Here is a 10,628-nt window from a genome sequence, read left to right on the forward strand (position 1 = left end):
ACCGACCGCGCCATCAACTTCTACCTCAACCCCGGCGCCCTGAAGATCTCGATCCCTTCAACACCCTCAAGCAAATCCAACAGAATCTTCCTCATCGACCCCACCGTGGACGAAGAAACCTTGCTCGTCGAAGCCTGCGAATCATTAGCCGCCGCCAGCGACATGGCCCGTGATATCGGCGACACCGTCGACCACCCACAGCGCCGGGCCATGCTGATGCTGCATCAGGTGATCATGCTCAGTGAACTGATGGTCAACCGAGTACTGGACGGCCGCCGCGTGTCGAACTAATCACCCGGTCCCCCTGTAGGAGCTGCCGCAGGCTGCGATCTTTTGATCTTGTTTTTAAAAGCAACATCAAAAGATCGCAGCCTGCGGCAGCTCCTACAGGTCATCATTCTTCCAAAGTGCCTCGATCGGAGTTCCATCTGATGCCCGAAACCCCACCCAATCCGCCGATCACAGAATCGGTATCGCCATACGAATCCCTCAACTCCAGAAAACTCCACGAGGCCGCCGAACGCGCCCTCGACCACTACCTCGCCCCCGCGCACATCATGGCAACGCCGTACAGCCCCAACAGCATGTTCCTCGTCAACCCGCAAACCGATACCGAATCGCTGCTGGCCAACGCCTGCGAGTCCCTGGCCTCGGCCACGGTCATGCTCGGCGATTTCGCCGGCACGCTCGAAGGGCCGAGCCGTCATACGGCGCTGGGCATTGCGCAGGTGGTGATGCTGGGGGAGCTGGCGGTGAATCAGGCGTTGGATAATGTTGTGCCAGAGGATTAGGTGCCAGCCGTCGTAGCCCCATCGCGAGCAGGCGAAGGTCTGCTTGGGAACTGCGTTGGTCACAGGATAAGTGCCCGGCAAAAATTTCTTGTAGGCGTGAACTTGCTCGCTATTGTCATTAAATAAATCCGCCCGGCTATATTGTATTTGCAACTTTTGATTATGTTCTGAGGGCGAAAAATAGACAGGGGCGGGTAATTTAACTCGCCCCTGTATTTTCAATGTCTGTTACTTTTATAAGATTAGGGGGTGAGTATAAAGTTATCAAAGACAACAGCCGTGCGGGTGGTGGTGACAATCATTTTTTTTATGCCATTGCCTTGGAATTGAGCAGATTTCGGCTTCTCAGAGTGTTCTGTTAGAAGTGTTATTTCGCCTAGCAGTCTATTCGTGGAGTCATAAAATTTAGCTGTCGCCGGGGTATGTGTGCCTGCGTAGTCGAACGATATATATGAGTAACTTTCCCTGAATGTAAATGTGGACGTGGAGTAGCTACCATTTATCGATAAATAGTTTCCGGCGAAAGGAGGTAGGTAAATACTACTTTTCCCAATTGCTACATTTAGTCCTGCTCCTACTGGGCTGCGCTCTATTGTCATAGTAGGAAGATCCAATCTTATTGGATCACTACCACTCCTGGTCTCAAAATCCTCTCCCAGTGGGATTGGTGGCGATACGACCACGACCCGCGATCCCGACACCTGTCCACTGCCATACAGCGCGGTGGCAGTGAAGCTGTGAGTAGCCACGCTCAAGTCCGTCACGGTCAGTTCCCACAGGCCGGTCGTCAGGTTAACCGTGGCTTCACCTTTGACGGTGTCGCCATCCTTGATCTGGACTTTCTGACCTTTGGCCCCGGCCCCTGACAACGTGACCGTGGTATCGACGGTCGTCCCGCCGTTGTCAATTGGCGCCCCTTTTGAGTCTACGGCCTGGGTGATGGTTGGCGGGTCGAGCTCCTGGGCAGGGCCCACATTGAAGTCCAGTGGCTGCGAATGCCGGGTGCGCTCTCCCGCACGTTCGACGAAGTACCTGGCCTGGACCGTGCCGTTCTCGTTGCCCTTGATCAAATCGGCGCTGATAGGGAACGGCACCTCGCTACCGGCGGTTATCGAGTTGAGTATGATCCAGTCGCTGTCCAGGCCGGTTTTCGAGCCCACCCACTCTCGTGTCACCTTGTCGTCGACCAGGGTATTGAGCCAGGTGGCGCTCAGCGTGGTGCCTTTGCGATCCGGGTCTAGGACGTTGTCGACCACACCGTCTACCCTTGGCATCGGCAATTCCAGGCGTGGCTCGCCGACCGCGAGCAGCGGCGCGTGTTCGGACTCGCGGATCGCACTGATCGCGCTATAGCGATCCAGCTTCGCCAGTACGCCGTCGTCGCTCAGCAATTGGTAATAGAGCTCCAGCGTGCCACCTTCCACAACCTTGATATGGGCACTGTCAACGGTGATGTACAGAGATACTTTATCGTTGACGTCGCCATGGGTGATCGGTCGCAAGGGCAGGTCGGGCAGGTACGGGGTGAAATCCGGCAGGGTGCCGAGCCAGAACAGTTTGATTGCCTGACCGGACTCGAACGAGTCATCCCAAGGGATTTCAATGCGGGTACGCGGCAGGTCCGGATCGAGTGCCCCTTGCTCGGCGTCTTCGGCGATTGGCGCCTTCAGACGCTGGAGTTGACCGATGACGCTGATGAACTGCCCTTTGGACAACATATCGGCCGAGCCATCGGCTTTCTGGATACGGTACAGCAGCACCATCTGGACCTTGGCAAAACGGCGCAGCAGGGCATTGTCGATCGGTATTTCAAGGATGCTCGGTACGCTCTCCACGATCACGCCCGGCAGTTCGTGGTCGATCGGTGTCCCTTCCACCGGTGTGCCTTTGAGTTGGAGGAAGACGGTGTCGCCCTTCGCGAACAACTTGCCGTCCACGGCAACGACCTGCCCGGTGCCTTTGGCATCGCCCAGCTTGTCGAGATCCAGCACGTTGTTCAGCGTTTCCTTGAGCAGGGGTGCCAGTGGGCGAGACGTGTCGATACTGACCACCACCCGCTGGGCGACACTCCAGTCCTCGGAACGGTTGTCGACCTTGTCGTAGAGTTCGAACGCCACCGCCAGCCCGGTGTTGTCAGAGTCCCCCGCTTTACGGATCGTGGCTTCGTCGACATGGATGACGATGGGGGTTTTGCCTTCGACCTGGTCCTGGGTCAGTGGCAAGCTTGACACATAGACCCCGCCCCAGCTCAGGCGGATCACGTCACCGGAGGCAATGTTCGGGTAAGGTTCAATCCTGATGTCGACACCCGCAGCCACGTTGTCCTTATCGATGCCACCGTCGAGAATCTCGCGGGGAATGTGCATGATCAGCTTGGAGTGGCCAAGTTCATCGTTGTCATCATGACCACCGGGGCGTGTGAGCTTGACGAACACCTTCATCACTTCGGAGGGCTCGGCCGTCTGGCCCAGGCGGGTCACGCTGTAGGAGACATCGAAGTTACCGGCCAGGATGTGCCGCGGCTCCACGAATAACTGCAGTGGGGTGTCGACCTCATTTTTCTCCACGGTCTTTTGCAGTACCCGATTGTCGGGCCCCCAGAAAATAACCAGGCTGTCGCCTTGCCCCATGGGTCCCCAGGGGCCGGCTGTGCATTGCAGGCCGTGGCGCGGGAAATTGTCCAGCACCGCCGCGATGTTCAAGCCCCACACATCAGGACTGGTGGAGATCGGTTCCTTGCTGCGCCCGGGAATGCCCAGCTCACGCAGGAGGTTGGTGTGCTCGTCGGGGGAAGGGGATGAGGCCATGGGAGGTACTCCGGTCGAGGGCTGGGGGACTGAATGATTTAAAGCCTGACGGAGTGGAGCTGCCTACTGTCAGATCTGACAGGTCTGGAGGGGTTTCCGATGAGTGGTAGGTGTTTCGCCGGGGTTGATTCTCGGCCAATGATACTGGGGTGTCGATCTCACCTCGTGTCACAGGGCGTTTTAGCAAGAGACTGTTTTTTTAAACTGGATCTGCCCTGACGAAAATCCCTTGTGGCAGCGTGCTTGCTCGCGAATGCGGTGTATCAGTCAGCAATTTAAGCGCCTGACACTGCCTATTCGCGAGCGAGCCCGCTCCCACAGGGGAAAAGTGTTTCAGATGAGGACGATTTCGTACGGCAAGCGCATGCGCTCGAGGATCACCCGCGGCAGCATCGGCGCAATGCCGATCGCCGGTTCGCCCTTGAGCTGGCTGGCATAGGCATGGGTGGCGTGGCTTTTGCGTGCCACGGTCCAGGTGTCGAGTCGCAGTTTGCGCGCACGTTCCCAGGGGATCAGGTTCTGCTCGCGTTCCGGCCAGTGCCAGGCCCAGACCGGCACGTCATGGAAGGTCGCGCCGACTTGCGCAGCCGCTTGGGCACTGGCACGGCCGACCGCTTCATGGTCGTCGTTGCTGTCGTTGCGCCAGGTGCTGAACACCACGTCGCCGGGGCGCAGGTAGCGTGCGATGAAGTGGGTGATGTCAGCCTCGCAGTCGAGCAGCGCGTTGTCGGTAAACCCGCCGCGTACCCATTTCAGACTGTGCATCGGCAGGCCGAGCCGGCGCAGGGCTTCGACGCTTTCCTGGGGACGGAATACGCTCAGGCGTTTTTCCGACCATTGTCGTGAACCCGGATGGCTGGCGCTGCCGTCGGTGATCGACAGCAGTTGCAGCGGATGACCGAGGCTGGAAAGCAGTTGCAGGAGACCGCCACAGGTCACCACTTCATCTCCCGGATGCGGGGCGACCACGACGGCACGGGCACCGGGGGGAACGAGGCTGTGGGTGTTGATGACGGGAATGTTGTCCAGCTGCGGGGCGCTGTTCCATATCTGCGCCGGCAGCGAGTGTTCGCTGAGGAATAACGGTTTCATGGGTATGACGTCCTTGTTGTGTCTGGCCCTCAGTCGTGTCTGCACCGTGGAAAATCAGGCGCGCGCGACCTGTGAAGGCGGATGGATTGCTGTGCGACGCTCCGAACCCTGGATTGCCGCGCAGCAGAGTATTGCTCATGAAAACCGGTTCGTCGCGTCACAGATCAATCTGATCCGCTTTTTTTATGTCTATCTGTACCATTTTTCGCAAGTAATCACCGAATCCGCCCCGGGCTCGGCTGTCCAGACGGGCGCTGGTGTGCACTTGCGGTCGATGGCTCCAGGCGATGTCGGCACCGGACAGCTCCAGTTGCCGCACCAGTTGGACATCTTCATCGCAAGCCAAAGGTTTGAACCCCCCGGCCCAACGATAGGCGTCCGCGCTGATTCCGAGGTTGGCACCGTGAATGTGCCGATGCCCGTCACGCGCCTGATAGTGGCTGTGATAGCGGATTTGCGCGGCTTCGTCGAACGATTGATCCCAGTGTTCGACGGTTACCGTGCCGCAAACCGCGTCGGCGCCCAGGCCCAACTGCGCTACCAGCCAGTCGTCGGCCACGCGGCTGTCGGCGTCGGAGCAGGAGATCCAGCGTGCGCCACGCTCCAGCAAAACCTGCGCGCCGGCGGCACGGGCCTGGCCGACGTTGCGAGCGTCGATGTGCAGGCTCAGTACCGGAAAGCCGCTGACAATCTGTGCCGAACGGTCGGTACAACTGTCGAGCACCACCAGCACCTCCACCGGTTCACCGGCCAGCAGTCCATGTTTGCTGGCACGCAGAGCGGCTGTCAGGCACTGCTCAAGCAAGTCTTCTTCGTTGTGCGCGGGAATCAGAATGCCGATCATCGCAGGCCCTCCAGTGCGGCCACCGAGCGCGGCTCGCGGCTCCAGACCTCAAGGATGAAGTCGGCTTCCTGATGCAGCGCCAGACGCGGCAGCGGCAATTGTTCGTGAATCAGGTCATGCACCTGGCGGGCATTGAGCGGGCAGCCGTCGATGGGCGGGCGCCAGTGGCACGCGAGCAATTGCCCGTCTGCGGTCAGGGCATCGCTGATGCGCCGGATCACGTCTGTCAGATCCTTGGCATCGAGGTAGTAGCCGATTTCGCTCAATACAATCAGGTCGAATTTTTCTTCCGGCCAGTCGCCGGGCAGGCGACTCTGGCGGACTTCGGCGTGGTCGAACAGGCTCAATCGGCTGCGCGCCAGGCTCACCGCCGCACTCGCGGTGTCGCAACACAGCAGACGGTCACAGCGGCCAGCCAGCTCGGCGCTCAATTCACCATTGGCGCAACCGGGTTCGAAGATCGCCCGATAATGCGCGCGGGGCAGGGCGGCGAGGGTGATCGCGCGTTTGCGCTGTTCGTACCAGCGCTCGCGAAACGCCCAAGGGTCATCGCTGGCGCGGAACAGGCCCTCGAAGTAGCGATCATCGACACTCACAGGAACACCACTTCGAAGGGTTGCAGCAGACGATCCAGCACGTACGGCGCCAGCACCGGTTGCAACCCGGCTTGCGGGTCGCCTTCCAGTTGGCTGGCAAAGGCATGCACGGCGTGCCGTTTGCGCGCCACTTGCTCCGGCGACAACAGAATCTTGCGCGCGCGCTGCCATGGCACCGAGGCGTCTTCGGGTGAGGCCCAATGCCAAGTCCATACCGGCAATTCGTGGCAAGTGGCGCCGACCCGCCGCGCGGCTTCGATACTCGCGCGGCCGGCAGCTTCGTGATCGCAATGGCCGTCCTCGCACCAGGTGCTGAACACCACATCGCCGGGGCGCAGGTGGCGTTCGATGAACGCGACCAGCGACGGCTCATCCGCGGCAACCTGGCTGTCGCTGAAACCGCCGCGCAGCCATTTCATCCGGTGCAGTGGCACGCCGAGACGGCGCAGGGCTTCCGCCGATTCCTGCGGGCGCACCACGCTCAGGCGTTCGACCGGCCAGCGCTCGGAGCCGGGATGACTGGCGCTGCCATCGGTGACCGAGATCAGTTGCAACTGACGCCCGGCAGCGGCCAGCCATTGCAGCATGCCGCCGCAACCGAGCACTTCATCGTCCGGGTGCGGCGCGACAATCACCGCCCGCGCGCCCGGCGGCACCAGACTGAGGACATCGACGCTGTCCAGCGCCGCCAGGTGCCGGGAATGTTGCCATTGCAACAGGGAAGTCCCTTGGTGGCCGATGATCGGATCGGGTTTGTTCGCGACATTCATAGCGTCCACGCCTCCTCAGGGTACTCGGCCAGCGCTTGGCCGAGCGCGGCAAGGTCACGCTCGGCATGGCTCTGGCGCAGGAACACCGGCAGATCGGCGTTCAACCGGGCGAAGTGTCGATCCTTGCAGAACGGCCCGGCACCCAGCGCCCGGCCGACATCGCGCATCACTTGCTCAGCCGATTGTTCGACCACAGCGCGGGCGCGCTGGGCCAACAGTCGGGCATCGGCTTCGGGGTGCGCATCAATGTGCAGAGCACTGAAACGCAGCACATTCGCCGCTGCGTACAACGCCGCATCGACCGCACCGAGGTGGGCGAGGGCGTGTGGCTCCTGGCGTTGCGCGCAGTGTTGCCGCAGTGCCTCGGCGATCTGCCGTGCCGCGCCGTACCAGCATGCGGCAATGCCAATCCCGCCTTGCCAGAAACCGGGGCGCTGCAGGTAATCGCCAGGGTTGCCGATAGCCTGGGCTTCGACGCCGTCGAACAGCACTTCGACGCTGCCGGTGGCCCCCATGCCGACTGCCTGCCAGCCCTGATCGGTGATGGTCACCCCCGGTTGATCGAGCCCCACCGCCACCAGTTGCTGACGGTCTTCGGCGTCCCACGCCGTGAGCAGTGCGTGGCTGAGCACCGCCGCGCCGGAACACCAGGCCTTGCGCCCGTCGAGGCGCACCATGTGCCCGGCCGGTCGCACGTGCACCCGCGCCTGCGGCGGTTCCGCCGCCCACATGCCCCAGGTGCTGCCCGGCGTGGGCGTACCCCCGAGTTGTTCGATGATCGCCAGTGCGTCGGTGTGGCCTTCGTAAAGTTTGCACAAGCCCAGATCATGTCCGCCGACTTCGGCCAGACGCTGAAAACGCTCCAGCGTAAGGCCGCTGCCCGGTAACGGCAGTTGATCCAGCCCGGCTTCGACCAACGCCCGCAGGCAGTGGCCGAGGGCGGCGGTGTCGGCGTAGTCCGGCGGGCGGCGCGCCAGATAGTGTTGCAGGTCCATATCAGTCTTCTTCTTCGCGTTGCAGTTCGAACAGCAGCAGCGAACGGCCGGTGACCGAGTATTCATGGCCGAACTCGAAGCGCTCCTGACCGCGAATGGCCGGTTGATTGGTATCGATCATGCAGGTCCAGAAACTGCCTTCCGGCACTTCCGGCAGGCTGAAATTGACGATGTCGTGATGGGCGTTGACCACCAGCAGCAGCGTCGCGTCGGCACCCTTGCGGCGGATCCCGGTCTCCTGAGCACGGCCATCGAGCAGCATGCCCAGGCAACGGTTATGCGCGTCATGCCAGTGTTCGGTGGTCATCTCGGTGCCATCCGGCGCCAGCCAGGTGACGTCCTTGACGCCAATGTCCTCGTTGTACTCGCCGACCAGGAAACGCCCACGGCGCAGAATCGGATAAGCCATGCGCAACTTGATCAGGCGTTTGACGAACTTGAGCAGCGCCTTGCCGTCTTCGCTGAGGTCCCAGTTGACCCAGCCGATCTCGCTGTCCTGGCAATAGGCGTTGTTGTTGCCGTCCTGCGTGCGGGCGAATTCGTCGCCGGCGACGATCATCGGCGTGCCTTGTGACAGCAGCAGCGTGGCGAAGAAATTACGCATCTGCCGGTGGCGCAGCGCGTTGATCTCCGGATCGTCGGTCGGTCCTTCGACGCCGTGGTTCCACGACAGGTTGTTGTTGCTGCCGTCCTGATTGTTCTCGTCGTTGGCCTCGTTGTGCTTGTCGTTGTACGACACCAGATCGTTGAGGGTGAAGCCGTCGTGGGCGGTGATGAAATTCACCGACGAATACGGCCGTCGCCCACGCTGGTTGAACATTTCGCCGGACGCGGTCATGCGGCTGGCGAAGTCGGCAACCTGGCCATCATCGCCTTTCCAGAACGCGCGCACGGTGTCGCGGAATTTGTCGTTCCACTCGACCCAGCCCGGCGGGAAGTTGCCAACCTGATAGCCACCGGGGCCGCAGTCCCAAGGCTCGGCGATCATTTTCACCTGACGCAGCACCGGGTCCTGGCGGCAGGCGACGAGGAAACTGTGGCGTTCGTCGAAACCGTCGTGATAACGCCCGAGAATCGTCGCCAGGTCGAAGCGGAAACCGTCGACATGCATTTCGCTGGCCCAGTAACGCAGCGAGTCGGTGACCATCTGCAGCACGCACGGGTGGCTCAGGTCGAGGGTGTTACCGGTGCCGGAATCGTTGATGTAGTAGCGCTTGTCGTCCGGCATCAACCGGTAATACGAGGCGTTGTCGATGCCGCGCATCGACAGGGTCGGGCCTTGTTCGTTGCCCTCGGCAGTGTGGTTGTAGACCACGTCGAGGATCACTTCCAGATTGGCTTCGTGCAGGTGCGCGACCATCTCCTTGAACTCGGCGATCTTGCCGCTGGCCAGATAGCGCGGGTCGGGGGCGAAGAAGGCGATGCTGTTGTAACCCCAGTAGTTGGTCATGCCCTTGTGCAGCAGGTGCTGGTCATTGACGAAGGCGTGGATCGGCAGCAGTTCCACCGACGACACGCCGAGTTTGCGGATGTGTTCGAGCACATCATCGACCATCAACCCGGCGAAGGTGCCGCGCACGTTCTCCGGCACCGACGGATGACGCATGCTGATGCCGCGCACGTGGGTTTCATAAATGATGGTCTTGTCCCACGGCACGCTGACGCGATGGTCGTTACCCCAGGTGTGCGCCGGGTCGATGACCTTGCATTTGGGCACGAAGGGCGCACTGTCGCGCTCATCGAAACTGAGGTCGGCGTCGGGATGGCCGATGGTGTAGCCGAACAGCGCCTCGGACCATTTCAACTCGCCAACCAGTTGTTTGGCATAGGGGTCGATCAGCAGTTTGTTGTGGTTGAAGCGGTGGCCGTTGGCCGGGTCATACGGGCCATAGACGCGGTAGCCGTAGATCAGCCCCGGGTGGGCGTCGGGCAGATAACCGTGATAGATCTCGTCGGTATATTCCGGCAGTTCGATACGTTCGAGTTCGACTTCGCCGGCGTCGTCGAAGATGCACAGCTCAACCTTGGTGGCATTGGCGGAAAACAGCGCAAAGTTGACCCCCAGACCATCCCAGGTCGCACCGAGCGGGAAGGGCAGGCCTTCACGGATTCTCGACGGTTCAGCGTGCGCTGCGGGCTCGGCTTTTTTTGGACTGGTCATGATTGCTCCTGCAAAACGGGTTGGTTCGAATAATCAACGGTGGGAAAAGAATCTGTGGTGAGGGGATTTATCCCCGATGGGTCGCGCAGCGGCCCTGCGACTGCTTCGCAGCCGATCGGGGATAAATCCCCTCACCACAGACATCTCTCCCTGACAGGGGTTATTAGGTTTTTTGAGGACGAGTTGTCCCTGCGTGACGGGCGAACCCGCCACACGGTCATTCAGTTCAACAATCCGGGTGTGTCAGTTGGCCGGGGGCTTGCGTGGGGCGCGGGGCTTTTTCTCGGCGGCTTTTTCACCTGGCGGTACGACTTTGGCGGCGCCCGCCGGTTTGGCTTTGGCGGCTGCTGGCGCCTTGGGCTTGGCCGCCGCAGCCTTGCTGTCGGTGCCTTTGCCGGCGGTCTTGCTGCCCGCCGCTTTCGGCGCTTTCTTCGGCGCCAAAGCTTCGGCTTCAGCCAGTTTGCGCGCCATCTCCCAGTGGCGTGCTTCATGACCTTCAGGTTTGCCCTCTGATTCCCAGATCTGATAGGCGAACTCGCGGATGCGTTTATCGTCGGTACTCATCGCAATGC

At 61.1% G+C, this 10,628-nt stretch carries 10 protein-coding genes; 2 read left to right on the forward strand and 8 right to left on the reverse strand.

The window, feature by feature from the left end:
• Both ACM6HV_RS13995 and ACM6HV_RS14000 read left to right on the forward strand, forming a co-directional pair.
• Positions 1 to 291, forward strand: a 291-nt coding sequence (locus ACM6HV_RS13995) for a DUF6124 family protein (protein ID WP_414904483.1), incomplete at its 5' end; no start/stop codon positions are given.
• A gap of 140 nt (positions 292 to 431) precedes the next feature.
• Entirely contained in the window at positions 432 to 791 is a 360-nt protein-coding gene (locus tag ACM6HV_RS14000; protein ID WP_414904484.1) for a DUF6124 family protein, read from the forward strand.
• A gap of 242 nt (positions 792 to 1,033) precedes the next feature.
• Here ACM6HV_RS14000 and ACM6HV_RS14005 read toward each other — a convergent pair whose 3' ends face one another.
• From ACM6HV_RS14005 to ACM6HV_RS14040, 8 genes are all read right to left on the reverse strand, one after another.
• Positions 1,034 to 3,598: an Ig-like domain-containing protein gene (locus ACM6HV_RS14005; RefSeq protein ID WP_414904485.1), complete on the reverse strand. Its 2,565-nt coding sequence runs from the start codon at positions 3,596 to 3,598 to the stop codon at positions 1,034 to 1,036.
• Between the two features lie 333 nt (positions 3,599 to 3,931).
• A complete protein-coding gene (locus tag ACM6HV_RS14010) occupies positions 3,932 to 4,690 on the reverse strand; it encodes a PIG-L deacetylase family protein (RefSeq protein WP_047294177.1) in 759 nt (252 codons plus the stop codon).
• A 157-nt stretch (positions 4,691 to 4,847) separates the two neighbouring features.
• Positions 4,848 to 5,534: a glycosyltransferase gene (locus tag ACM6HV_RS14015; protein ID WP_041067035.1), complete on the reverse strand. Its 687-nt coding sequence runs from the start codon at positions 5,532 to 5,534 to the stop codon at positions 4,848 to 4,850.
• Positions 5,531 to 6,130, reverse strand: a complete 600-nt coding sequence (locus tag ACM6HV_RS14020) for an SAM-dependent methyltransferase (RefSeq protein ID WP_414904486.1) — start codon at positions 6,128 to 6,130, stop codon at positions 5,531 to 5,533. Before ACM6HV_RS14020 ends, ACM6HV_RS14015 begins: the two co-directional genes overlap by 4 nt.
• Complete coding sequence (locus ACM6HV_RS14025) at positions 6,127 to 6,900, reverse strand: PIG-L deacetylase family protein (protein WP_145597933.1); 774 nt, start codon at positions 6,898 to 6,900, stop codon at positions 6,127 to 6,129. The genes ACM6HV_RS14020 and ACM6HV_RS14025 overlap by 4 nt, the downstream gene beginning before the upstream one ends.
• Entirely contained in the window at positions 6,897 to 7,895 is a 999-nt protein-coding gene (locus tag ACM6HV_RS14030) for an acyl-CoA dehydrogenase family protein (RefSeq protein ID WP_145597935.1), read from the reverse strand. The genes ACM6HV_RS14025 and ACM6HV_RS14030 overlap by 4 nt, the downstream gene beginning before the upstream one ends.
• 1 nt (position 7,896) lies before the next feature.
• A complete protein-coding gene (gene glgX, locus ACM6HV_RS14035; RefSeq protein WP_041067046.1) occupies positions 7,897 to 10,056 on the reverse strand; it encodes a glycogen debranching protein GlgX in 2,160 nt (719 codons plus the stop codon).
• Positions 10,057 to 10,299: 243 nt separating this feature from the next.
• Complete coding sequence (locus ACM6HV_RS14040; protein WP_145597937.1) at positions 10,300 to 10,620, reverse strand: DUF2934 domain-containing protein; 321 nt, start codon at positions 10,618 to 10,620, stop codon at positions 10,300 to 10,302.
• Positions 10,621 to 10,628 lie beyond the last annotated feature (8 nt).

The organism is Pseudomonas sp. IT-P260, from assembly GCF_949768395.1.
In the GTDB taxonomy this organism is placed as follows: domain Bacteria; phylum Pseudomonadota; class Gammaproteobacteria; order Pseudomonadales; family Pseudomonadaceae; genus Aquipseudomonas; species Aquipseudomonas parakoreensis.

What these genes read in the sequence shown, in the direction of transcription:
- ACM6HV_RS14040 (WP_145597937.1), bottom strand. Translation starts at nt 10,620, where the DNA reads ATGAGTACCGACGATAAACGCATCCGCGAGTTCGCCTATCAGATCTGG.
- ACM6HV_RS14030 (WP_145597935.1), bottom strand. Translation starts at nt 7,895, where the DNA reads ATGGACCTGCAACACTATCTGGCGCGCCGCCCGCCGGACTACGCCGAC.
- glgX (WP_041067046.1), bottom strand. Translation starts at nt 10,056, where the DNA reads ATGACCAGTCCAAAAAAAGCCGAGCCCGCAGCGCACGCTGAACCGTCG.
- ACM6HV_RS14015 (WP_041067035.1), bottom strand. Translation starts at nt 5,534, where the DNA reads ATGATCGGCATTCTGATTCCCGCGCACAACGAAGAAGACTTGCTTGAG.
- ACM6HV_RS14025 (WP_145597933.1), bottom strand. Translation starts at nt 6,900, where the DNA reads ATGAATGTCGCGAACAAACCCGATCCGATCATCGGCCACCAAGGGACT.
- ACM6HV_RS14000 (WP_414904484.1), top strand. Translation starts at nt 432, where the DNA reads ATGCCCGAAACCCCACCCAATCCGCCGATCACAGAATCGGTATCGCCA.
- ACM6HV_RS14010 (WP_047294177.1), bottom strand. Translation starts at nt 4,690, where the DNA reads ATGAAACCGTTATTCCTCAGCGAACACTCGCTGCCGGCGCAGATATGG.
- ACM6HV_RS14005 (WP_414904485.1), bottom strand. Translation starts at nt 3,598, where the DNA reads ATGGCCTCATCCCCTTCCCCCGACGAGCACACCAACCTCCTGCGTGAG.